The organism is Sporosarcina sp. P19, from assembly GCF_002743165.1.
Lineage (GTDB): Bacteria > Bacillota > Bacilli > Bacillales_A > Planococcaceae > Sporosarcina > Sporosarcina ureae.
This window is the reverse complement of the sequence record NZ_PDYR01000001.1, coordinates 296,154-319,633: the sequence shown is the minus strand read 5'-3', so window position 1 is coordinate 319,633 and position 23,480 is coordinate 296,154. Positions and strand designations below refer to the sequence as shown.

The window sequence follows — 23,480 nt, the reverse complement described above, 5'->3', positions numbered from 1 at the left end:
CTCCTCAAGGTTTTCTTCAGACTTTAATGAATATTCTAAAGGTTTTCAATCATTAAATAAACTGTTACGACTTCCTTATAGAATAAATTGTGACAAATCTTTGTTCTTTACAATTCCATCCAGCTTTTCATCCACATATGCTGGTGTAATCTTAATTGATGCAGGTCCGATTTCTGCCGCTTCGAATGATAAATCTTCTAGCAACTTTTCTAAAATCGTATGCAATCTTCTTGCACCTATATTTTCTGTTTCATTATTAACTTCAAATGCAATTTCAGCCAGCTTACTGATTGCTTCATCCGTAAATTGAATTTCAACTTCTTCTGTCGCAAGAAGTCGTTCATATTGTTTTAATAAAGAAAAATCCGGTTCTCGCAGTATGCGCTCAAAATCATCTTTTGTCAATTTGTCTAATTCTACACGAATTGGGAATCTACCTTGTAACTCCGGAATAATATCAGACGGTTTCGACATATGGAATGCTCCTGCGGCAATGAACAAAATATAATCGGTCTTAACAGCACCATACTTTGTTGTAACCGTAGAACCTTCGACGATTGGCAGAATATCACGTTGTACACCTTCACGAGACACTTCACCTGAAGACTTTTGATTGCTACTTGCGATTTTATCCATTTCATCAAGAAAAATAATTCCCGCTTGTTCCGTTAACTCAATTCCTTTACGTGCCACTTCATCTTGATCAATTAACTTATCCGCTTCTTCCGCTTCCAGTACAATTCTCGCATCCTTGACTTTCATGCGACGCTGAACTTTCTTCTTTGGCATAAGTGAAGATAAAGCGTCTTGCATACCCGACATTTGATCCATACCAGAGCCTTGCAACGCATCGAATAAAGATGGTTGTTGCGCTTGCACGTCTACTGTCACCATCTTGTCTTCAATTTGACCATTTGCAAGTTGTTCAGCGATGTCTGAACGCTTTCGTCTAATCTCGGCTTGATCTTCTGTTTGTTCGGGTTCTGGCTGTGTCTTTTGACCGAAAAACATTTCAAAGGGATTTTGACCTTCTGTATTTTTTTTCGCTTCAGGTACTAGTAATTTTACTAAACGTTCTTCCGCTAACTTTTGAGACTGCTTTTTAACCGCTTCACGCATATCCTCTTTCACCATACGTACTCCGACTTCAGTTAAATCACGAATCATTGATTCAACATCTCGTCCTACATATCCGACTTCCGTAAACTTTGTCGCTTCTACTTTTACGAAAGGCGCATGAATCAACTTGGCAATTCTTCGTGCAATTTCTGTTTTTCCGACACCTGTAGGTCCAATCATCAAAATGTTTTTCGGAATAACTTCTTCTTGTTCTTCAGCAGTCAACTGCATACGGCGATAACGATTACGCATAGCAACAGCAACTGCCTTTTTCGCTTTTTCTTGCCCAATAATATAACGATTTAAATACGCTGTGAGCGCTTTAGGAGTCATCTCTTGCTTCATCACTTAAAGCACCTCCACGATAATATTATGATTGGTGAACACACAAATATCAGCAGCTGTCTCAAGTGAGATTTCAGCAATTTCTTTCGCTGTCAATTCACTGCTGTGCTTCTTCAGTGCACGCCCGGCCGCTAGTGCGTAATTACCTCCGGAACCGATTGCTAATACCCCGTCATCCGGCTCTATTACTTCGCCAGTACCTGAGACAAGTAATAGCGTATTTTCGTCCATAACAAGTAACAATGCTTCTAATTTACGCAGGATACGATCTCCACGCCATTCTTTAGCAAGTTCAACTGACGCTCGCTGAAGATTTCCATCGTATTCATTGAGTTTAGCTTCAAATAAGTCAAATAGCGTAAAAGCATCCGCTACAGAACCTGCAAAACCAGCTAAGACTTTGCCGTTAAATAATCTACGGACTTTCTTCGCTGTGTGCTTCATGACGACCGACTCGCCCATCGTCACTTGCCCATCACCTGACATAGCGCATTGCCCATTATGATGAATAGCAAATATCGTTGTTGCATGAAATTTCATTATAGTTCCTCCTAAGCACGAGGGTGCGTTTGTAAATAAGTCTGGCGTAAGTGTTCATTTGTGATATGGGTATAGACCTGAGTTGACGATAGATGGCTATGTCCCAGCAGTTCTTGTACGGACCGAAGATCTGCTCCGGCCCCAAGCAAATGTGTCGCAAACGTATGCCGGATCATATGTGGTGTAATATTTGTATGTAGAGACGCTTTCTCCATTAAATCATCTAATACATAGCGCACACCGCGATCCGTCAAAGGGTCTCCACGCAGATTGACGAATAATTTTGTATGCTTCTTTTGCTTCATCAATTGTGGACGACTACTGTCTATATAGTTTTGCAACGCTCCCTCTGCAAAACTCCCGAATGGCACAAATCGTTCTTTTCGTCCTTTACCCATTACTTTCACAATTCCTAAATAATGATCCACATCTTGCACTTCGATTTCTACTAATTCACCGACACGGATCCCTGTCGCATAAAGCAACTCAAGTAAAGCACGATCTCGCAAAGAGCGGAAGTCTTCCCCTATCGTGACTTCAAAAAGCTTTTCCAGTTCTTGCTGATAGAAAAAAGCAGGAAGGCGTTCTTCTTGCTTCGGATGATACAATAATCGAAATGCTTGATCTTCAATCCCGTATCGAGCATTCATGAATGTATAAAATGAGCGGATGGCTGATATTTTCCTGGAAATACTAGTTCTCGCATAAGAACGATCATATAATCGTGTAATATACAATCTAGCTACGGGGTAGTCGACGTCTTCCAATTTCTCGATTCCCTCTTGTTGTAGAAATAATAAAAAATCCCGAAGATCTTTTTCATACTCCGCGACCGTGTAGGATGAGTAGTTTTTCTCTAGTCGAATATAAGATACATATTCTTCTACCAATTTTTTTATTTCAGGAATCATTTTATCACCTCGATACGAATTTATCATCGTACAACGTGCACTTAAAGATTCGCAAGATTATTGATTACATACAGTTCGAAATAAACTATCAAAGCCGAATGTTGTCCATAAAACACTATACATTAGCAAGGAATTTTGGGCAACTTTGAAAAACTGGTTATTGATTATTTTTAGATTTATGAACTATTTCCGTCACATAACAGTCAAATTACTTTAACAGCTAAGGAATTCTTCATCCTATCCACCATTACTTCTTCCAAAATATAAGACGTTATATCTATTAGGAAGTTGCATATTGCTACTACAACTAAAAAACTGAAGATCGAACTCCGATTAGATGGAGTTCGATCTTCAGTCCGATTTCTGTCATATGTTTGTCGTTGATTTAAATTCTTGTAAAGCATCCAATGCGCGTGTCGCATGTTTGTTTGCTCGTTCCGCTTTTGTTCTATATCGCCTATTCAGCTCAGGGAATAATCCGAAATTGATGTTAATCGGCTGGAAGTTATTTGGATCAGCCTCTGTGATATAACGTGCCATGCTGCCAAGAGCTGTTTCTCTTGGAAAACGGACCGGCTTCTCGCCTTTTGCCAATTGTGCTGCATTAATACCCGCAATCAATCCTGACCCTGCTGATTCAACATAGCCTTCTACACCTGTTACTTGTCCCGCAAAAAGAATGGTCGGCTGTGATTTAAGTTGATATGTGCAGTTCAATACTCTAGGTGAGTTGATAAATGTATTACGATGCATCACACCATAGCGCACGATATCCACATTTTCCAATCCTGGTATCAGTTTCAATACTTCTTTTTGTGCTCCCCATTTTAGATGTGTCTGAAATCCTACCAGGTTGTATAATGTGCCCGCTGCGTTATCCTGTCGTAATTGTATAACCGCTTTTGGCTCTTTTCCTGTCTTCGGATCTTCAAGTCCAACCGGTTTTAACGGACCGAATAACATCGTTTTCACACCGCGCTTCGCCATTTCTTCAATCGGCATACACCCTTCAAAGTAAAGTTCTTTTTCAAAATCCTTTAAAGGAGCAACTTCAGCTGAGGTTAAGGCTTCATAAAATCGTTCGAATTCCTCGTTGTTCATGGGGCAATTTAAATATGCCGCATCACCTTTATCATAGCGTGACTTCAAATAAACTTTATCCATATCAATGGAATCAGCTTCTACGATGGGAGCTGCCGCGTCATAGAAGTATAAATAATCTTCACCAGTCAGCTGCCGTATTTCCTCGGCTAATACTGGAGATGTGAGTGGACCAGAGGCAATTACCGTAATTCCTTCCGGCACTTTCACTACTTCTTCATTGATCACTTCTATATTCGGATGATTCCGGACTTTTTCAGTGACGTTGCCTGCGAATTCGTGACGATCTACTGCAAGCGCACCGCCAGCAGGTACCGCGCAATCATCCGCGGCTTGGATAATCAATGAATTTAATTGACGCATCTCTTCTTTGATCACACCAACTGCATTCGTCAGGTTATTGGCACGTAACGAGTTGCTACATACTAACTCCGCAAATTTATCAGTATGATGGGCGGGGGTTTGCTTCACAGGACGCATTTCAAATAGTTTTACTTGAACACCCCTATTAGCTAATTGCCAAGCAGCCTCACTTCCAGCTAACCCTGCTCCGATCACATTTACAATTTGCGTCATTACAACTACCTCTTTCTCATTATGTTTAATTACATTCAAGTACTAGCCTTGTGGTTCTTCTTTATAATCACATTCAGTACATTGGATTTGAACACCTTTTTTCAGGCGTTTTTCAACCATTGTGTGCTGACATTTCGGACATGGTCTTGAGATCGGTTTATCCCATGAAACATAGTCACATTCTGGATATTGATCACAACCGAAGAAGATTCTCTTCGTCTTACTCTTACGCTCGACAACTTCGCCTTCTTTACACTTTGGACATTTCACACCGATTGGTTTGATAATGGCCTTCGTATTACGACAGTCTGGGAAGTTGGAGCAAGCCATGAATTTTCCGTAGCGCCCCATTTTATAGACCATCGGAGATTCACATTTCTCACAATCTTCACCTGCTGGTTCATCTTTGATTTCAATCTTTTCCATTTCGGCATCGGCTACTTCTACGTGCTTTTCGAAATCGCGATAGAAATCATCGATTACTGTACGCCATTCAATCGTGCCTTCTTCTACATGGTCGAGACGCTGTTCCATCTGTCTCGTAAATTCGATATCAATGATATCAGGGAAGTATTGATTCACCGCTTGATGGACGATGCCTCCAAGTTCTGTTGGAATAAACCGTTTGGCATCCAGTGTGACATAGCCACGCTTTTGAATGGTATCAAGTGTTGGTGCGTACGTAGAAGGTCTTCCTATTCCCAACTCCTCGAGTGTCTTCACTAAACGCGCCTCCGAATATCTTGGTGGCGGTTGTGTGAAGTGCTGTTTCGGATCCACCTCTGCGTATTTAATACGCTCGCCCTCTTCAAGAGGTGGTAGAATATTCTCTTTTTCTTCTTGTTGATCATCATTGCCTTCGATATAAACTTTCATAAACCCTGGGAATTTCACTTGAGATCCTGATGCTCTGAAACGGATATCTCCATTTAAGAAATCAGCAGTGACAGTATCCAAAACAGCTGGTGCCATTTGACTTGCAACAAGACGTTCCCAAATCAATTTATATAGACGATGTTGGTCTCTTGTTAAGAACGCTTTCATCGCATCGGGTGGTCGCATAGCAGATGTCGGCCTCACTGCTTCGTGTGCATCCTGTGTCTTTGCTTTAGCTTTGGTCTTCTTCGTACTAGTTGAAATGAATTCTTCACCGTACATCGTGTGAATGAAAGATCTCACTTCTTCTTTTGCGGTATCAGAGATTCTCGTCGAGTCGGTACGCATATAAGTAATCAAACCAACTGTACCTTCTTTTCCGATCGCAATTCCTTCATATAATTGTTGTGCAAGCATCATCGTTTTCCTCGCACGGAAATTCAGCTTACGTGCCGCCTCTTGCTGAAGGGATGATGTTGTGAACGGCAACGCCGGATTACGTTTACGTTCTTTTTTCACTACTTTTGATACTTCAAACTCGTCTGGCTTTATTGAATTGACGATTTTCTCCACTTGCTCTTCATTCGTCAGTTTCACTTTTTCTGCAGCATCGCCATAAAATTGCGCTTCAAAAGTTTTGTCATCTTTAGTGAACTGTGAAGTAATGGACCAGTACTCTTCTGGTTCAAATGCATTGATTTCATTTTCCCGATCAATGATCAAACGTAAAGCAACGGATTGCACACGCCCTGCGGATAGACCTTTCTTTACTTTCTTCCACAGGATCGGGCTAATGTTATAGCCTACTAATCTATCCAAGATCCTTCTCGCTTGCTGCGCGTCCACTAAATCCATGTTAATAGGACGAGGATGTTTAAATGATTCCTTTATTGCTTCTTTTGTAATTTCATTGAAGACCACGCGGCAATCAGTTTCGATATCTACACCTAATTGATGTGATAAATGCCAAGCTATTGCTTCCCCTTCGCGATCCGGGTCAGCTGCAAGAAAAATTTTCTTTGCTTTTTTTGCTTCTTTTTTTAAATCTTGAAGAATTGGTCCTTTTCCTCGGATCGTAATATACTTCGGTTCATAATTATTTTCGGTATCTACACCCATTTGACTTCGGGGTAAATCACGTAAATGACCAAGTGATGCACTAACTTTATACTTCTTTCCTAAGTAACGTTCAATCGTTTTCGCTTTAGCAGGCGATTCCACTATTACTAAGTAATCTGCCATATCGTTCCCTCCTCAGAGAGATTTCTTTATATTTATTCAGCAAAAGAATATCTGTTGCAAAATGTATAACAGTTTTCAAGATAATGCAACCTTTTAAACATCTGCCAAAAAGAGGATAGGCCGATTTATAGTAAAGAATCAATAATCTGATAACCACTCCACAACGGCTTAGCCCCTTCATCCAATAGCTTATTTGGACCCGCTGATAGAGCAGAATCTATGGAGCCAGGTACTGCAAATATTTCTTTTCCATGGTCAAGAGCATGCTCTACCGTACTCATCGTTCCACTTCTTTCGACAGACTCTGTAATGACTAGCGCATTGGACAAGCCACTGATAATCCGATTGCGCATAGGAAATGTCCATTTGGCAGGTGCAAAGTATGGTGGATACTCTGTCACAAGTAAATGATTTTCCGCAATTTCTTCAGCAATTTTTTGATTCTTTTTCGGATACATATGAGAAAATCCATGACCTAAAACGCCAATTGTCTCCCCGCCATACTTGATAGCAGCTTGATGTGCCATCGTGTCTGCTCCATCTGCTAAGCCTGAGACAATTGGGATATGATGATCGACCAGTGGTGGCACAATAAATTCCAACGCCTTTTTGGAATAGTTCGTAGCTTTACGGGAACCAATTATTCCAACCCGCGGACGTTTTTTTAATAAAAGATTATTGCCTTTAGTATAAAGAACAGCAGGCGGATCACATAATTGTTTTAATTCTTCCGGGTAATTTGAATGAAAATAAGTAATAGGGATACAATCGTTTTTTCTCAGCATTTCCACTATAGGAAGACATGAAATTTCTTGATATTTCACTGGAAACTGTTCCATTTTTTCTGCAGGTAAATTAAAAATATGTGACCATTGAAGAGCGGAGTAAGAGTGCAAATCTTCTAATGAAGGGTTCTCTTGTAATAGATTCATAAAACGATTAAAGGGTACTGGATGGATATAATGTATGTTCAGTAAATGTAGTTGCTGATTAGTATATAGCATCGAACTCTCCTCTGTTCGACACTACAAGCATGAGCACGAAAAAAGGAGCAGCAATTAAGCTACTCCTTTCAGTTTACTTCGTTTTACATTTCTCGTATAGTCCTTTTTCTTTCAGGACTTTGATTAATGTTTCACCTATGACAGAAGGTGTCTCTGCAACTTGAACGTCCGCTGCTTGTAGAGCTTCGATTTTATCAGCAGCTGTACCTTTACCTCCGGAAATTATAGCGCCTGCGTGTCCCATACGCTTACCTTCGGGTGCAGTTTGACCTCCGATAAAGCCAACTACAGGCTTCGTCATATTTTCTTTAATCCAAGTGGCTGCTTCTTCTTCTGCAGTACCACCAATCTCACCGATCATGACTACTGCATATGTCTCTGGATCTTCATTGAATGCTTTCAAGACATCGATAAAGTTCGTGCCGTTTACCGGGTCTCCACCAATTCCGACAGCCGTAGTTTGACCAATTCCTTCTTGTGTCAACTGATGAACCGCTTCATATGTTAGTGTACCTGAACGAGAAACTACGCCCACATGCCCTTTTGTATGAATATAGCCTGGCATAATACCGATCTTCGTCTCATCTGCAGTGATGACACCTGGACAGTTTGGACCGATCAAACGAGTATTTTTGCCCTCCATATAACGCTTTACTTTAATCATATCTAGAACAGGAATATGCTCTGTAATACAGATCGTCATTTCCAGTTCAGCATCTACGCCTTCCATAATTGCATCCGCTGCAAATGGTGCAGGAACATAGATAATGGAAACAGTTGCGCCTGTTTCCTTAACTGCTTCTTCCACAGTGTCAAATACCGGCACGCCTTCCACTGTCTGACCGCCTTTACCAGGCGTTACGCCAGCGACAATTTTCGTACCATATTCCAACATTTGCTGTGTATGGAACAGGGCAGTGGAACCTGTAATTCCTTGTACAATGACTTTTGTATCTTTATTTACATAAATACTCATGATTTGTACCTGCCTTTCTTATCCTATCAACTCGACGATTTTTTCCGCGCCTTCTGCCATGGAATCCGCTGCTACAATATTGATGCCGGATTCTTTCAGCAAGGCTTTCCCGCGTTCTACATTCGTTCCTTCAAGACGTACGACAAGTGGTACTTGAAGCCCTACTTCTTTAGCAGCTTCAATTACACCTTCAGCAATTACGTCACATTTCATGATTCCACCAAAGATATTAACAAAAATACCTTTTACTTTTGGATCAGATAAAATAATCTTGAAAGCAGCTGCTACTTTTTCTTTCTTTGCGCCGCCCCCAACATCCAAGAAGTTAGCGGGTTCTCCGCCATAGAAATGAATTGTGTCCATTGTCGCCATCGCTAAACCGGCTCCATTTACCATGCAACCGATATTTCCGTCTAGAGAAATATAGCTCAAGTCATGCTTGGATGCTTCAATTTCTTTCGGATCCTCTTCATCATAGTCACGTAATTCCATAATGTCTTTATGACGGAATGTAGCGTTATCGTCAAAGTTGAATTTCGCGTCCAATGCAAGTACACGATCATCTTTTGTTACGACAAGCGGATTAATTTCAACGATTGATGCATCTTTTTCACTGAATACTTTATATAAACCTAAGAAAAAGCTTACGGCTTTATTGATAAGATTGCTTGGAATCTCCATATTGAACGCCATACGACGTGCTTGGAAAGGAACCAAACCAACTACCGGATCTATTACTTCATAGAAAATCTTTTCAGGGCTATGTTCTGCCACTTCTTCGATTTCCACGCCACCTTCAGCTGAACCCATCAATGTTACACGATCTGTTGCCCGGTCAACGACAAGGCCAATATAGAATTCTTTTTCGATATCGATCCCTTCTTCAACAAGAAGACGTTTCACTTCTTGTCCTTTAGGACCGGTCTGGTGTGTTACAAGTTGCGTACCGATTAAATCAGCTGCTACTGAACGTACTTCATCAAGCGTTTTCACAATCTTGACTCCGCCTGCTTTACCACGTCCACCCGCATGTATTTGCGCTTTTACCACAATAGGCTCTGTACCGATTTCCTTCGCGATTGTCATTGCTTCTTTCGGTGAAAATGCGACACGGCCTTTCGAAACAGCCACTCCATAATCTCTCAATAGCTGCTTCCCTTGATATTCATGGATGTTCATACGTACTGCCTCCATTCGATTTACAATTGCTTGAAGTTCAACTACTGCTTTATTGTAATCAAACCGTCACACATTGTCCATGAATCGCTATTGTAAAACAAAATTCTTTAATTTCCAACAATTTAAAAGCACTCTTATTTCATACTACTTTTTTCACGATCTAAACGATATATATAAGCGAACACTTCCGATACGGCTTGGTATAGTTCTTCAGGTATCGTTTCGTTGACATTTAATTGACCAAGTAATTCCAGCAGACTTGGATCTTCCTGCACAGGAATAGCATGTTCTTGCGCTCGCTCAAGAATATTTTCAGCGATTTTCCCTTTCCCTTTGGCTATTACTTTCGGGGCATCTGATACTTCAGGGTCGTAGGACAGTGCAACGGCTTCTTTTCTTGTGAAACGTTGTTCTTTTTTCATATTCTGTAATCTACTCCTCCCTCATCCGATTGGAAGGTGCCAGCTGTTTTTTTGCTGTTTTGCTGTTTTGCTGTGAATGCTTTAAACATAACTCCTGATAGTTTGTAACCTACTCCTTCGAGGCCTTCTTTTAATACATCTTGAAAAGTTGGTCCGTTTGTTTTCAAGGAAGGTTCATCATTAAAAATCGTCAAATTTACCACTTTATTTTGCACATGCATATCAACTAATGTTGTCGACAGTGATTCCAATTCTAAATAAAATAATATCCGTGCAAAAGCCGGATCTATTTTTCCATCTTCTTTCATGCGGCTATTCCATTGCAACGTAGCATCGATATTCTTACCAAACATTTCAATTGGCAGTTGCATGATCAGCTGTTGTTGCGTGCCTGTCTCACCTGATTGGAGTAGGGTTCCATTCATGCGAAGCACCATTGTCTCCGCGGCATCACGCAGTGTCGGTGAAAGCGATGGATCTTGTAGCATGGCTAGCAATTGAGGTTTTAATGCGCTCGCCAAATTGGCTACATCAGGCTCTTTTCCTAAGAGCATGGCTTCGTAATTCACACCTAATGTACTGAATACATGTTTTATAGCTTCTTTCATGACAGCTCCATTTATCGTCTGTGATACTTGAGCTTCAGCCGTCTGAATTAGTTGTTTCACTTGACTATTATCTGACTTTTCAGCCGTTTGCATTAATACACGAATTGCCTCATTTGCTTTATCATGTGGTACTAATAGCGAAGATACTGACTGTTGTACTTCCTTCATAACAGTTTGTTGTTGCAATGCCAGATCAGCTGTTTCCTGCCTGTTCGCTTGTTGTACCCATATCTGATTAAGTTGGTCAACTAGCGCTGTGTGAGGGAGTGCTGACAGCGCAGTTGCTTGTGTTGCAGTAACTTGCGTAAATACTTTACTAAATTGTTCAACGACAGTAGCTTTAGCACGATCTGTCATCGGTTGTTGGGTTATCTGATTAATCACAGTTTGCAACGCGTTTTTTACAGGTTCCGGAAGTGTTGTATTGGGTAATTGCTGCGTAATATTTTGCACAACAGCTTTTATTGTTTGTTGATTTGCAACAGGCGTCTGACTCAATTGACTTACTAAAGACTGTATAGCCTTACTGGCGTCTGTTTGATGCGTCATGTTGCTAGTAACATTTGCAGGTAGCGTATCCACTTTTGTAATCTGCTCAGCCAATACTTGAGGCAAGTTGGCCAACGATGTTCGAGCTGGCAGTATATCGGCATTTTTTAATAACTGCAGCGCTACTAACCGATCTGCTTGACTAGCTTGCGGATTAAGTAATTGGGATACACTTTGATTAAGCAGTTCCTTCCCTACCACTTGGCTTAAAGGGGAAGACAGAGCTTGCATCGTCACCAGAAGCTGTTCACGCACCGCTGGAGGCAGGTTAGGCTCACTTTGGATGGCAGCTAGTAACGTTGTGAATTGTTGCGCAATCGTGCCCGTCTGAGCTTGTAGAAGCGATTGAAATATAGCGGGCGTGAAAGGTAGCCTTGCTTCAGCGATTTTTCCAAGCGTTGCTAGCGCCTCTGCTTTCATTCCCTCGGGCAACGTTTTCAGTAGATTGACAGCTTCAAGCATATTTTCTAATGTCATAGGAATTCTTTGCTTGATAATTGTCGCGAGTACATCTTTCATTTCTTTTGTTTTAGGTAAATTTAATGACTCCATTAACTGGGTCAGTTGAGCTGACTGGCCTTCTCCTCCACGCACTGGACCGGAAATGACTTGTAACTGTAATTCAGGTTCAGTACCGTTGACCTTGAAGTAATAATTATCTCCTGCCTGCATAGGCACTTCCAATTTTGCATACAACTGCTGATTCCCGATTTGTACTTGCGCCATTTGACCAGGAAATAATTGCGTGATCTTTCCGTGTATCATCTGTCCTTCTTTAAGTGAAAGCGGTTGAGTTTCAGTAGCTCTTGCAGATGAAGCGGATAATGAATTTAAATTCATTGTCGATTCCTCCACATCGTTTTGATCGGCTCGAATGATTTGCGATGATGTTCACAAAATCCATGCGTTTCAAGTCCTTGTAAATGTTTCGCTGTTCCATATCCCGCATTCTCATTAAATGCATACCAAGGAAATTCCTCATGCAAATCATTCATTAGCGCATCACGAGTTGTTTTAGCTAATATAGAGGCAGCTGCGATAGATAAACTTTTTTCATCACCTTTTACGATGGAGTAACACGGGCACGCCGTGTGCAGATTCATTGCATCTGCTAAAACTGCATGTGGCGCTATCTTCAGTTCACTTATAGCCATCTCCATCGACTGCTTTGTTGCTTGGTATATATTCAATTCATCTATTACTTTAGCAGGCTGCACATGTATTGCGTACGCCATAGCCTGTTCTTTAATCAGTCGAGCAAATGCTTGCCTTTTCTCTTTAGATACTTTTTTCGAATCGTCCAGTCCGATAAGGGCAGAGCAATCATCAGGTAGTATAACCGCAGCTGTAACTACCGGCCCCGCCAAAGGCCCTCTTCCCGCTTCGTCAATTCCCGCCACCAATAAAACCCGTGAGGATCCATATGAATTATCAAAAGCTATTTTCTTTTGAAATTCTTGAATAAGTGCTTGTTTTTTATCATATCGAGCACGCCATTGATTAATCGCTTGTTGGACACCTTTTCTAGTGTCAGCTTCCAGTTCCGTAAGCCACTCATTTGGTTCTTGTAACTCTAGTAATTGATCTTTTATTTGCTGGATCGTTGTCAATTTCTTCACCTGTCCATCTGAAATATGATTGTCTATGTATTATATCGGTTCCTACATGATTTTTTCGACAAAAAAGCAACGGTTCGGAAACAGAGTTCCAAACCGTTGCGTCTAGTCATTCGAATTCTTCTGGGAAATCGAATGTTAATTTGCCTACTTGCTGGTCGCGGATATCTTGTACGATCATTTCTGCTACTTTATCATAGTCAATTTCTCCGCCTACAGTATATACTTTTCGACGTTCGCCGATTTTATCGAACAATGATTGAATATTATCACCCACTGTTGTCATTTCATAGCGCTGTGCCAATCTTTCAGGATAATGCGTCTCTAAAAACTGAAGTCCATATACTGCGAGCTCCTCCATATTCAATATGGAGTCCTTGATTGCACCTGTTAACGCCAACTTATAACCTACTCGCTGGTCTTCAAACTTCGGCCACAGTACTCCTGGTGTATCCAAAAGCTCCAGTTCTTTCCCGAATTTAATCCATTGTTGCGCTTTGGTTACACCAGGCTTGTTTCCTGTTTTCGCGATGTTTTTCTTCGCTAATCGGTTAATCAGCGTAGATTTTCCGACGTTAGGAATGCCGACAATCATTGCTCGGATTGCTCCAGGACGTATTCCTCGCTGCTTCATGCGGTCAAATTTTGGCTGCAAGATTTCTTTAGCAGCTTTGGTAACTGTTTGGATACCTTTACCTTCAAATGAGTTGATCGCAACAGTGCGTAAACCTTGCTGTTCAAAATAGGCAATCCAACGTTTAGTTTGCACTTCATCCGCTAAGTCCATCTTATTCAAAATAAGCAATCTCGGTTTCTGCTGTGTAACTTCGTCTATCATAGGATTACGTGATGAAAGCGGCAGTCTAGCATCAATTAACTCGAATACTATATCCACTAACTTTAGTTTTTCTGAGACTTCTCGTCTCGCTTTCGCCATATGGCCCGGAAACCATTGAATAGCCATTCGAATCGTCTCCTTTCGTTATTTCACAAGACCGAAGTCTTTAATCGGCCAGAATACCACACTGGTACTGCCGATGACTTCATCGATTGATACTGCACCAATATGTCTAGAATCTTTACTTTTCCGACGGTTATCACCCATTACAAATATGTGATCTTCAGGCACTGTTTCCGCCTCGATTTGCGGCACATCCTGCAGTGTGAAATCTTCCGTCAGCGTACCATCCTGCACTTCCGATTTGTATTGATCGAGGTACGGCTCTTCATATGGTTCATCATTTACATAAAGTACATCATCTCTATACTCCACTGTATCTCCCGGCAGACCAATTACACGTTTAATATAATCTTTCTGCTCAGGTGCATGGAATACTACAATATCAAAACGATGTGGTTCACCAATCGTATAACCGATTTTATTCACGATCATGCGGTCTCCATGTTCCAACGTTGGCATCATGGAAATACCGTCAACGACGATTGGCGTGAATAAAAAGATACGAATAATGGCGGCTAATCCAAACGCTATTAACAATGCTTTAATCCATTCTAATCCTTCACTTCTCGTTTTTTTCTCTTCCATCAATCTAGCCTCCTGCCCTGTCTGGTATTATTGTACAGCCAATTGTCTTTCTGAGCAAAAAGAAAGGAGGCCAAGTACAAGGCCCCCTTCGTTTCTGTTTATCTTATTAGCGGAGTTCTTTAATACGTGCTGCTTTACCACGTAGTTTACGTAGGTAGTACAGCTTCGCACGACGAACTTTACCGCGACGAGTTACTTCAATTTGAGCTAGCTTAGGTGTGTGTAATGGGAATGTACGCTCTACGCCAACACCGTTTGAAATTTTACGTACAGTGAAAGTTTCGCTGATCCCGCCACCGCGACGTTTGATAACAATACCTTCGAATAACTGGATACGCTCACGAGTTCCCTCAATGATCTTCACGTGCAAGCGAAGTGTATCGCCAGGACGGAATGAAGGGTGTTCAGTGCGTAACTGATCTTTTGTAATATCTGCAATTAGTTTTTGCATGTTTTTCTCTCCTTCTTTTCTGATGCTCTTGCACGTTTTGCTTTGCAGCGGAACAACAGTAAAATAGGCGCTCTTAAAAAGCGCTTTATAAATCATAGCACAGGCTAGTTAACGAATCAAGCAAATTTAGTCTCTTTTTTGTACCCATTGCTGATAAAGTTCTTTTTGATGATCTGTTAATGGTGCTTCTTGTAATAATTCGGGACGTCGTTGTGCCGTTCGAAGGAAGGCTTGCTCTTCTCTCCACTTTTCAATCTCGGCATGATTGCCCGACAACAGCACAGGAGGCACTTCAAGGCCGTTGAAAGTTGCTGGGCGAGTGTATTGTGGATGTTCCAGTATTCCCGTTGAAAACGAGTCGTGGACAGCCGACTGGTTGTTACCTAGAACGTCAGGGAGTAACCGTACTACACTATCAATGATGGCCATCGAAGCCACTTCCCCACCCGTCAATACAAAGTCACCGAGTGAGATTTCATCCGTAACCAAATGTTCACGTATTCTCTCATCATATCCTTCATAATGACCACAGATGAAAACTAGATGTTGCTCTTTCGCAAGTTCTTCTGCTTTCCTCTGCGTGAATCGTTCGCCTTGCGGACACATTAAGATCACGCGAGGCTTACTACTACTTGTTTTAGTGACGGCTTCTACTGCCGCAAAGAGAGGTTCGGGTTTTAATACCATTCCCGCTCCGCCCCCGTATGGGTAATCATCTACTTTTTTATGTTTGTTTGTTGAGTAGTCACGAAAATCCGTGACTTTAAACGATGCAGCTTGTTGTTCTTGTGCTTTTTTCATGATAGAAGAATGAAGTACACCTTCAAACATTTCCGGAAACAAAGAGAGAACGTCGATTTTCATCATGAAAGCAATCCGTCCATTAATTCAATTTTGATGATTTGTTCGTCAATATCGATATCTTTTACAACATCTTCAATATACGGGATATAATGCGGCTTACCTTCAGCAGGCATTACCTCCCACACATCATTGGCACCTGTTTCTATAATTTCTGTAACCGTGCCGATTTCTTCACCTGTTTCTGTCATCACGCGGCAGCCAATGATTTCATGATAATAAAATTCATTTTCCCCGAGTTCTGTCAATTCTTTCTCCGATACCTTGATTACGCCGTCGCGGAACTTCTCGACGTCATTGATATTTGGGTAGCCTTCGAACATAAGTAAATCAAAGTTTTTATGCTTACGATGACTAATCACTTTCACAAACGTAGGTGCTTTGCTTTTCGGCATGAAGATCGCGAGCTCACTTCCCACTTCATATCGTTCATCCGGGAAATCTGTTTTGGACATCACACGAACTTCACCTTTTATACCATGCGTATTCACAATCGTGCCTACATTAAACCATTCCATTATTTCGCCTCCGTTTATGAATAAAAGTATTTATACGTGCAAAAAAGGAAGGAACCGGGGCTCCTTCCTTTTGGATCAATCCAAGATATCCAAATACACTTTTTTGTCGTGGTGGCTGCCTGCTGCTGAGTAAACAATCGTACGGATCGCTTTTGCCACACGACCTTGCTTCCCGATCACTTTACCCATATCCTCCGCATTCACTGATAACTGATAAACGACTCGTTGAGACTGTTCTTCAGATAACACGTTCACGTCGTCCGGGTAATCGACTAACGGTTTTACAATTGTTTCAATCAGCTGCTTCATGTCCACCCCTCCAAATTACTTGCTGTATTTAGCGTTATGGAATTTTTCCATGATACCTTGCTCTGAGAACAAGTTACGAACTGTATCAGATGGTTTAGCTCCATCTTGAAGCCATTTCAAAGCCAATTCTTCGTTGATTTCAACTGTTGCTGGCTTTGTAAGCGGGTTGTATGTACCAACCTGATCGATTTGACGGCCGTCACGTGGTGCACGTGCATCAGCTACTACAATACGATAAAAAGGAGATCTCTTAGCTCCCATACGTTTTAGACGAATTTTAACTGCCATTATTATCTACACCTCCGAATAGTTTCACACAAGATAGTATATTACCAAGTTTTTATTTGTTTGTAAAGGGTTTTTTCTTAACACCCTCTATTTTATTTGAAAAACGCATCAAAACCAGGCATTTTACCTTTCTTCTTACCTTTTTGTTGCATGTTGGTCATTTGCTTAACCATTTTCTTCATTTCCTCAAACTGCTTCAGCAAACGGTTGACTTCCTGGGTAGAAGTTCCAGAACCCGCAGCAATTCTTTTTTTGCGGCTCGCATTAATAATTTCCGGGTTTTCCCGTTCAGCAAGCGTCATAGAATAAATGACTGCTTCCACACGACCCATCTGACTCTCATCCACTTTGGCATTGTCGAGTCCTTTGATTTTGTTCGCACCCGGCATCATTTTCAAAATTTCGTCGAGTGGTCCCATCTTCTTTACTTGTTGCATTTGATCAAGAAAATCATCAAGTGTAAAGCTTTGAGTGCGCAATTTCTGCTCTAACTCTTTCGCTTTATCTTCATCCACGTTTTCCTGCGCTTTTTCAATTAATGACATGACATCGCCCATGCCAAGAATCCGTGAAGCCATACGTTCTGGATGGAATGGTTCAAGCGCATCCATCTTCTCACCCATACCGACAAATTTGATTGGTTTCTCAGTAACGGTACGAATAGATAATGCCGCACCACCACGTGTATCCCCATCAAGTTTTGTCAAAATGACGCCGGTGATTCCAATCGTATCATCGAAACTCTTCGCAACATTGACTGCATCTTGACCTGTCATTGCATCCACTACGAGGAATACTTCATCAGGATTAGTCAGCTCACGAATATCTTTCAATTCCTGCATAAGTGCTTCATCCACATGGAGTCGACCCGCGGTATCAATAATTACAACGTCATTATGCTCACGTTCCGCCTCTTCCATTGCTTGTTTGGCAATTTCAACAGGTGATTGATCGGTTCCCACAGAAAATACAGGTACCGTAATCTGTTTACCTAACGTTTCGAGTTGTTGGATCGCTGCTGGGCGATATACATCCGCTGCCACAAGCAAAGGTTTTTTATTATGTTTTTTACGTAGAACCGTGGCTAATTTACCAGTGGTTGTCGTTTTACCAGCACCCTGCAAACCTACCATCATGATGACCGTAGGCGATTTACGTGCGAACTGAATAGGATTTTGTTCTCCACCCATCAGATTTGTTAATTCGTCTTTTACGATTTTCACTACTTGCTGACCAGGTGTCAAACTTTTCATTACGTCCTGACCCACTGAGCGCTCGCTGACCGTCTTGACAAATTGTTTGACGACTTTCAAGTTAACGTCTGCCTCGATTAGTGCAAAACGCACTTCACGCATCATTTCTTTTACGTCAGCTTCGTTAATTTTACCTTTGCCTGTAATTTTATTCATAGTTCCTTGCAGGCGTTCGGCTAGACCTTCAAATGCCATAGACAATCCCCCCTATTCAAAGTCCTTTAAGGTATGTAGCAATTTCATGAAGCGATTAAAATTTTCACTAGGAGCCATTTCTTCTAACAGCTCTATAATTTCAAGTCGACCTTCATGCTTTTCAAACAGATTGAGTTTCTTCTCGTAATCTTCGAGCATAGCCTCAGTCCGTTTCACATTGTCATACACAGCCTGTCTCGATACGCCATACTGCTCAGCGATTTCACCGAGAGAAAGATCATCCAAATAATATAATTGCATATATAAACGTTGTTTGTCAGTTAATAATGATTGATAAAAATCAAAGAGGAAGTTCACTCTTGTCGTTTTTTCAAGCAAGATCACGACCTCCTTCAGTCACTATTATATAATATCGTGCACTTGTACTACTGTCAAGTATTTTTACTTGTCTTCTGCAGTTTCGTTTTCCTCGTCTTCAGCTTCTTCCATTTCCAATCCGTTTGCAAATAATCCATAGACATATTTCTCCGGATCGAAAGGTTGTAAATCATCGATGCCTTCACCGAGACCTACAAATTTCACCGGAATATCGAGCTTATTACGAATCGCTAGCACAATACCGCCTTTCGCTGTTCCATCTAGTTTCGTCAATACAATCCCTGTGACATTCGTTACTTCGTTAAATGTCTGCGCTTGAATTAATGCATTCTGTCCAGTCGTCGCATCCAACGCTAATAATACTTCGTGAGGAGCGTCTTCAATTTCACGGCCAATGACGCGATGTACTTTTTCTAGCTCATTCATCAAGTTCACTTTATTTTGCAAGCGACCTGCTGTATCACAGATTAAAACATCCACATTACGCTTTTTAGCTGCTTTCACAGCATCAAAAATAACTGCAGCCGGATCCGAACCTTCCGCCTGACGAACGACCTCTACATCCGTACGCTCTCCCCAGACAACAAGTTGTTCAATGGCACCTGCGCGGAATGTATCTCCGGCAGCCAGCATAACGGTTTTTCCTTCTTTTTTAAGGCGGGCAGCCATTTTACCGATCGTTGTGGTTTTCCCCACACCGTTCACACCGACCATCAAAATTACGTTCAGTCTACCTTCTACGATATTCAATTCACTAGAAACTTCTTCACCTGAATTGTAAATTTCTACCAGCTTTTCAGAAATCAACGATTGCATGCCCGTAGTGTCTTTAATGTTTTTGCGTTGCACTTCTTCTTTCAGTAAATCGATCAATTCCATAACCGTTTCGAATCCGACGTCTGCTTGAAGTAATAATTCTTCCAATTCTTCGAAGAATTCTTCATCGACAACGCGGAATCTAAATACCAAATCGTTGACTTTCGATGTAAATGAGTCGCGTGTCTTCGTCAGTCCATCTTTGAACTTCTCTGCTACCGCTTCGTTTGTTCCTGATATTTTATTTTTTATTTTCTTAAAGAAAGACATTCATTCCACTCCTTAGCTACTGATTTCTTCTGGCACTTCAGATAGTTTAACAGAAAGTAATTTCGAGACACCTGATTCCTGCATCGTAATCCCATATAGGACGTCCGCACCTTCCATCGTGCCTTTTCGATGTGTGATCACAATGAATTGTGTCTGATCCGAAACTTTCCTCAAATAATTACTATATCGTACTACATTCGCTTCATCCAGTGCTGCTTCCACTTCATCGAGAATGCAGAATGGCACAGGACGAACTTCTAAAATAGAGAACAGCAAGGAAATAACCGTTAATGCACGTTCCCCGCCAGATAACAGACGTAAATTCTGCAGTTTCTTCCCGGGAGGTCGTGCCATAATATCAATTCCAGTAGTAAGTAAGTTGTTTGGATCCGTTAAAACGAGATCTGCTTCCCCACCACCGAACATATCCTTAAACACACGACGAAAATGACTGCGAATCGCTTCAAATGTCGTCTCGAAGCGACTCTTCATTTCCTGATCCATTTCTGCCATAGCTTCTTGTAATGTATTTTTAGCTTCGATCAAATCATTACGCTGTGATTGTAAAAATTCATGACGCTCTGATACTTCTTGAAATTCTTGAATCGCATTCGGATTGACAGGTCCTATCGTGGCTAGTTGTTGCTTACAATCTTCCACGGTTTTGCGAAGTAGTGGAATATCCAATGCCTCAATCTGTAATTCATTCGGACGCAAGCCGTACTCTTCATCCAAACGATCTCTAACCGTTTCATACTGTGTTTCGAGTCTGGATAACTGAATCCTCATTGTGTTCAAGCGCTCAGAAATAGTGCCTACTTGTTGCCTGATTATTTTTATACGCTGTTCATGATCGTGAACACGTTTAGCTTGTTGAACACGCTTAGCTTTTTCCGTCTCGATCGTTTTTTGCAACTTTTGTTTTGCCTCATTCGCTTGTTGACTTTGCTTCTCTATTTCTTCAGGTGTTAATTCCTTGCCGATTACAAATTCCTGCACATATTGCTGTTCTTCTTGCAACTGGCTTATTGTCAGCTCCAACTCATCTAATTGAGTGACCGTTTCCAACATACTGCTTGAATGGTAGGCATTTTGCTCTTTCAATACAGCGCTTTTTTGTTGTAAGTCATGCAATCTCTTCTGCAGAGACTGTTGTTCTTCGCGCCGGTTCTCTACTAGTCTTTCTAAACTTTCCAGCTTTTCCAACGTCTCTTGAAGTTCATTTTTCAATGCTTCATGACGAGTTTGTAACTCTTGTTTTTTAGTCGATAACTGCTTTTCGGCAGAAGCTGTATCTGTACGTCCAATTTCAATTGTGGATATTTCCATTTCAACGGAACGCATTTCCATTTCAGTCTCCTGTAGAGATGACTGAATAAGAGACTTTTTCTGTTGGTTTTCTTCTAACTTTACGCGCAATTGATCACGAAGATGTAAACTCGCACCAACGAGACTACGTGTTTCAGACGTTTGTGCAGTAGCCTGTTGAATAGATTCATCCATTTGTTGTAATTGATTTGCAAGAGTCTCTAGCTCAGCCTTACGTGAAAACAGCGTGGACTGGCCTTTCGCACCGCCACCTGTCAATGAACCGCCTGCATTTATTATATCCCCGTCAAGCGTCACTATGCGATAGCGATGTCCTATTGATTTCGCTAAACCTGATGCGGCTTCTAAATCACTAGCGATAATCGTCTGACCCAATAAGTTTTTAGCTACCGACTCATATGCCGGAGATGTTTGAATGAGTTCAAATGCTGTACCGATGAAACCTTGTTGTTGCGTGAGTACTTGCCGGCTATTCATAGGAAGTTCACGCGGCTTCAAAATATCCATAGGAAGAAACGTAGCTCGACCGAAATTTTTCGTTTTCAAATAACCGATGGCCTTTCTTGCATCACGCTCAGTCGTGGTAATGATATGTTGCATGGCACCACCGAGTGCGGTTTCAATCGCTTTTGTATAGGCCGGCTCCGTCGTAATGAGTTCCACTACAGCTCCTTCGATCCCCTGAATTCGTTGTTGTTGCTTTGCATGAAGTACTTCTTTGACACCTGAATAGAACCCCGAAAAGTCCTTTTCAAGACTTTCTAGAGCACGAAGTCTTCCTTGCATTTCGGATTGTTTACGCAATGCTTTTTGCAGAAACTGCTGTTGGGTAGATAGACGTTCCTCTTCTTCTGTTAATTGTTGATGACAAGCTCTAGCTGACTTCTCCAGCTCGTCAAGCTGTTGCTGAACAGTATTTTTTTGCTCAATCTTTTCCTGTTGTTCTTTCGCAAGTTGTTGTTTGCGTTCGGAAAGCAAAGTAGTCTGAACCGTAATCTTTTCTGTGGAAGACTTTTCTCCTTGGAGTCGCTCCTCTACATGCTTGATTTCACTACGTACAGTCGCCTCTTCATTGAGACGCTCAATATAGACGGATTTCAACTGTTCAATTTGCTGTTCGGTTTCTTTTAATGAACTGTTTAACATGGCCGTGACTTGCTTACTTTCTTGCGTAACTTCTTCAAGTTCATGCTGTGCAGTTTTCTGCTTCATCTGCATGGTACTAAGTTTGTCTTTAGCTATTCGTTGTGTTTGTTCTGCAGTATGCAACTCGTGCTTAATACGCTCTACTTGCTGCTTCGTATTACGAGTCTTTTCAACGGACAGTAATCTTCTGCCTTCCCACTTTTCAGCTTCTGCTGTCTGTTTAATCAATTCGTTTTGAAATTCATCCAGTTGAAACTCTGCTTTCTTAAGGACTTTCTTGTCAAGATCCAGTTCCTGTTCATATTGTGTGAGGGCCTCGGAAGTCTTTCGCAATTCTGTTTCATCACTTTTCACAACAGCCGCTTTTTCAGAAATCTGCTGTTGTAAAGCGGACGCGTCATGATGGAGTAAACGAACATCAGCATCCCGAAGTTCTAAACGTAGATCAGAAGCTTTACGAGCCAAACCTGCTTCTTTTTCAAGAGGAACGAGTCGATCATCGATTTCTTTTAATATATCCAGTACACGATCCAAATTATCGGTCGTCTCAAATAATTTATGCTCTGCTTGCAGTTTATGTGTTTTATACTTCAATACACCTGCTGCTTCGTCAAAGACATTGCGTCTTTCATCAGCACGACTATTCAATATTTCATCAACCCGACCTTGCGAAATAATGGAGAAGGCCTCTTTCCCCAATCCTGAATCCATAAATAGCGTGGTGATGTCTTTTAACCTGCAAGTCTGACCGTTTAGTAGATACGCACTGTCTCCGGATCGAAAAACCCTTCTAGTTACACTGATTTCAGTGTAATCAAGCGGAAACAGATTTTGTGTATTATCCAATATGAGTGTGACTTCTGCAAAATTAACCGCTTTGCGGGAATCACTACCTGCAAAAATAACGTCTTCCATTTTACTACCGCGCAATGATTTTGCGGATTGTTCACCGAGCACCCAGCGAATCGCATCGATAATATTACTTTTTCCGCTTCCGTTAGGTCCTACGATGGCCGTTACTCCTGGTACGAAATCAACATGAATCTTTTCCGCGAAAGATTTAAAGCCTGCGATTTCCAGCCTTTTCAAAAACAC

Annotated in this window: 22 protein-coding genes; all 22 read right to left on the bottom strand. The window is 41.4% G+C overall.

The window, feature by feature from the left end; all coding sequences use genetic code 11:
- Window positions 1-75: 75 nt before the first annotated feature.
- Window positions 76-1,464, bottom strand: a complete 1,389-nt coding sequence (gene hslU, locus CSV74_RS01560) for an ATP-dependent protease ATPase subunit HslU (RefSeq protein WP_099690565.1) — start codon at window positions 1,462-1,464, stop codon at window positions 76-78.
- A 3-nt stretch (window positions 1,465-1,467) separates the two neighbouring features.
- Window positions 1,468-2,007 carry an ATP-dependent protease subunit HslV gene (gene hslV / locus CSV74_RS01555; protein ID WP_029052304.1) on the bottom strand — a complete coding sequence of 180 codons (540 nt, stop codon included), beginning with the start codon at window positions 2,005-2,007 and terminating at the stop codon, window positions 1,468-1,470.
- An 8-nt stretch (window positions 2,008-2,015) separates the two neighbouring features.
- Window positions 2,016-2,915: a tyrosine recombinase XerC gene (gene xerC, locus CSV74_RS01550; protein ID WP_099690337.1), complete on the bottom strand. Its 900-nt coding sequence runs from the start codon at window positions 2,913-2,915 to the stop codon at window positions 2,016-2,018.
- Between the two features lie 366 nt (window positions 2,916-3,281).
- Window positions 3,282-4,592: an FADH(2)-oxidizing methylenetetrahydrofolate--tRNA-(uracil(54)-C(5))-methyltransferase TrmFO gene (gene trmFO / locus CSV74_RS01545; protein WP_099690336.1), complete on the bottom strand. Its 1,311-nt coding sequence runs from the start codon at window positions 4,590-4,592 to the stop codon at window positions 3,282-3,284.
- Window positions 4,593-4,634: 42 nt separating this feature from the next.
- Entirely contained in the window at window positions 4,635-6,710 is a 2,076-nt protein-coding gene (topA, locus tag CSV74_RS01540) for a type I DNA topoisomerase (protein ID WP_099690335.1), read from the bottom strand.
- 125 nt (window positions 6,711-6,835) lie between these two features.
- A complete protein-coding gene (dprA, locus tag CSV74_RS01535; protein WP_099690334.1) occupies window positions 6,836-7,714 on the bottom strand; it encodes a DNA-processing protein DprA in 879 nt (292 codons plus the stop codon).
- Between the two features lie 73 nt (window positions 7,715-7,787).
- On the bottom strand, window positions 7,788-8,690 hold the full coding sequence (gene sucD / locus CSV74_RS01530; RefSeq protein WP_029052309.1) for a succinate--CoA ligase subunit alpha: 903 nt from the start codon (window positions 8,688-8,690) through the stop codon (window positions 7,788-7,790).
- A gap of 18 nt (window positions 8,691-8,708) precedes the next feature.
- The gene (sucC, locus tag CSV74_RS01525) at window positions 8,709-9,869 is read right to left on the bottom strand and encodes an ADP-forming succinate--CoA ligase subunit beta (protein ID WP_029052310.1); all 1,161 of its coding nucleotides are present in this window, start codon (window positions 9,867-9,869) and stop codon (window positions 8,709-8,711) included.
- Between the two features lie 134 nt (window positions 9,870-10,003).
- The gene (locus CSV74_RS01520; protein WP_029052311.1) at window positions 10,004-10,291 is read right to left on the bottom strand and encodes an EscU/YscU/HrcU family type III secretion system export apparatus switch protein; all 288 of its coding nucleotides are present in this window, start codon (window positions 10,289-10,291) and stop codon (window positions 10,004-10,006) included.
- Window positions 10,288-12,288, bottom strand: a complete 2,001-nt coding sequence (locus CSV74_RS01515; protein WP_099690333.1) for a hypothetical protein — start codon at window positions 12,286-12,288, stop codon at window positions 10,288-10,290. Before CSV74_RS01515 ends, CSV74_RS01520 begins: the two co-directional genes overlap by 4 nt.
- Window positions 12,285-13,058 (bottom strand): ribonuclease HII, encoded by a 774-nt coding sequence (locus tag CSV74_RS01510; protein ID WP_099690332.1) that lies wholly within the window; start codon window positions 13,056-13,058, stop codon window positions 12,285-12,287. Before CSV74_RS01510 ends, CSV74_RS01515 begins: the two co-directional genes overlap by 4 nt.
- A gap of 115 nt (window positions 13,059-13,173) precedes the next feature.
- Complete coding sequence (gene ylqF, locus CSV74_RS01505) at window positions 13,174-14,028, bottom strand: ribosome biogenesis GTPase YlqF (protein WP_029052314.1); 855 nt, start codon at window positions 14,026-14,028, stop codon at window positions 13,174-13,176.
- A gap of 18 nt (window positions 14,029-14,046) precedes the next feature.
- Window positions 14,047-14,613, bottom strand: coding sequence for a signal peptidase I (lepB, locus tag CSV74_RS01500; RefSeq protein WP_029052315.1), 567 nt, complete (start codon window positions 14,611-14,613; stop codon window positions 14,047-14,049).
- A 103-nt stretch (window positions 14,614-14,716) separates the two neighbouring features.
- Entirely contained in the window at window positions 14,717-15,061 is a 345-nt protein-coding gene (rplS, locus tag CSV74_RS01495; RefSeq protein WP_085133217.1) for a 50S ribosomal protein L19, read from the bottom strand.
- 126 nt (window positions 15,062-15,187) lie between these two features.
- Window positions 15,188-15,925 carry a tRNA (guanosine(37)-N1)-methyltransferase TrmD gene (gene trmD, locus CSV74_RS01490; protein ID WP_099690564.1) on the bottom strand — a complete coding sequence of 246 codons (738 nt, stop codon included), beginning with the start codon at window positions 15,923-15,925 and terminating at the stop codon, window positions 15,188-15,190.
- Window positions 15,925-16,440 carry a ribosome maturation factor RimM gene (rimM, locus tag CSV74_RS01485; RefSeq protein WP_099690331.1) on the bottom strand — a complete coding sequence of 172 codons (516 nt, stop codon included), beginning with the start codon at window positions 16,438-16,440 and terminating at the stop codon, window positions 15,925-15,927. Before rimM ends, trmD begins: the two co-directional genes overlap by 1 nt.
- A gap of 75 nt (window positions 16,441-16,515) precedes the next feature.
- Window positions 16,516-16,749: a KH domain-containing protein gene (locus tag CSV74_RS01480; RefSeq protein ID WP_099690330.1), complete on the bottom strand. Its 234-nt coding sequence runs from the start codon at window positions 16,747-16,749 to the stop codon at window positions 16,516-16,518.
- Window positions 16,750-16,764: 15 nt separating this feature from the next.
- Window positions 16,765-17,037: a 30S ribosomal protein S16 gene (gene rpsP / locus CSV74_RS01475; protein ID WP_029052320.1), complete on the bottom strand. Its 273-nt coding sequence runs from the start codon at window positions 17,035-17,037 to the stop codon at window positions 16,765-16,767.
- Window positions 17,038-17,129: 92 nt separating this feature from the next.
- Window positions 17,130-18,485 (bottom strand): signal recognition particle protein, encoded by a 1,356-nt coding sequence (ffh, locus tag CSV74_RS01470; protein WP_099690329.1) that lies wholly within the window; start codon window positions 18,483-18,485, stop codon window positions 17,130-17,132.
- Window positions 18,486-18,497: 12 nt separating this feature from the next.
- Window positions 18,498-18,824, bottom strand: coding sequence for a putative DNA-binding protein (locus tag CSV74_RS01465; RefSeq protein WP_037561306.1), 327 nt, complete (start codon window positions 18,822-18,824; stop codon window positions 18,498-18,500).
- A 63-nt stretch (window positions 18,825-18,887) separates the two neighbouring features.
- Window positions 18,888-19,910, bottom strand: coding sequence for a signal recognition particle-docking protein FtsY (ftsY, locus tag CSV74_RS01460; RefSeq protein WP_099690328.1), 1,023 nt, complete (start codon window positions 19,908-19,910; stop codon window positions 18,888-18,890).
- Window positions 19,911-19,922: 12 nt separating this feature from the next.
- The gene (smc, locus tag CSV74_RS01455; protein ID WP_158231726.1) at window positions 19,923-23,480 is read right to left on the bottom strand and encodes a chromosome segregation protein SMC; all 3,558 of its coding nucleotides are present in this window, start codon (window positions 23,478-23,480) and stop codon (window positions 19,923-19,925) included.

Bases quoted from the DNA above. Each gene is read 5' to 3' on its own strand.
- trmD (WP_099690564.1), bottom strand. From the start codon at position 15,925: ATGAAAATCGACGTTCTCTCTTTGTTTCCGGAAATGTTTGAAGGTGTA.
- rimM (WP_099690331.1), bottom strand. From the start codon at position 16,440: ATGGAATGGTTTAATGTAGGCACGATTGTGAATACGCATGGTATAAAA.
- xerC (WP_099690337.1), bottom strand. From the start codon at position 2,915: ATGATTCCTGAAATAAAAAAATTGGTAGAAGAATATGTATCTTATATT.
- dprA (WP_099690334.1), bottom strand. From the start codon at position 7,714: ATGCTATATACTAATCAGCAACTACATTTACTGAACATACATTATATC.
- CSV74_RS01515 (WP_099690333.1), bottom strand. From the start codon at position 12,288: ATGAATTTAAATTCATTATCCGCTTCATCTGCAAGAGCTACTGAAACT.
- CSV74_RS01480 (WP_099690330.1), bottom strand. From the start codon at position 16,749: ATGAAGCAGCTGATTGAAACAATTGTAAAACCGTTAGTCGATTACCCG.
- sucD (WP_029052309.1), bottom strand. From the start codon at position 8,690: ATGAGTATTTATGTAAATAAAGATACAAAAGTCATTGTACAAGGAATT.
- topA (WP_099690335.1), bottom strand. From the start codon at position 6,710: ATGGCAGATTACTTAGTAATAGTGGAATCGCCTGCTAAAGCGAAAACG.
- CSV74_RS01520 (WP_029052311.1), bottom strand. From the start codon at position 10,291: ATGAAAAAAGAACAACGTTTCACAAGAAAAGAAGCCGTTGCACTGTCC.
- rplS (WP_085133217.1), bottom strand. From the start codon at position 15,061: ATGCAAAAACTAATTGCAGATATTACAAAAGATCAGTTACGCACTGAA.
- hslU (WP_099690565.1), bottom strand. From the start codon at position 1,464: ATGAAGCAAGAGATGACTCCTAAAGCGCTCACAGCGTATTTAAATCGT.
- rpsP (WP_029052320.1), bottom strand. From the start codon at position 17,037: ATGGCAGTTAAAATTCGTCTAAAACGTATGGGAGCTAAGAGATCTCCT.
- ylqF (WP_029052314.1), bottom strand. From the start codon at position 14,028: ATGGCTATTCAATGGTTTCCGGGCCATATGGCGAAAGCGAGACGAGAA.
- ftsY (WP_099690328.1), bottom strand. From the start codon at position 19,910: ATGTCTTTCTTTAAGAAAATAAAAAATAAAATATCAGGAACAAACGAA.
- sucC (WP_029052310.1), bottom strand. From the start codon at position 9,869: ATGAACATCCATGAATATCAAGGGAAGCAGCTATTGAGAGATTATGGA.
- ffh (WP_099690329.1), bottom strand. From the start codon at position 18,485: ATGGCATTTGAAGGTCTAGCCGAACGCCTGCAAGGAACTATGAATAAA.
- trmFO (WP_099690336.1), bottom strand. From the start codon at position 4,592: ATGACGCAAATTGTAAATGTGATCGGAGCAGGGTTAGCTGGAAGTGAG.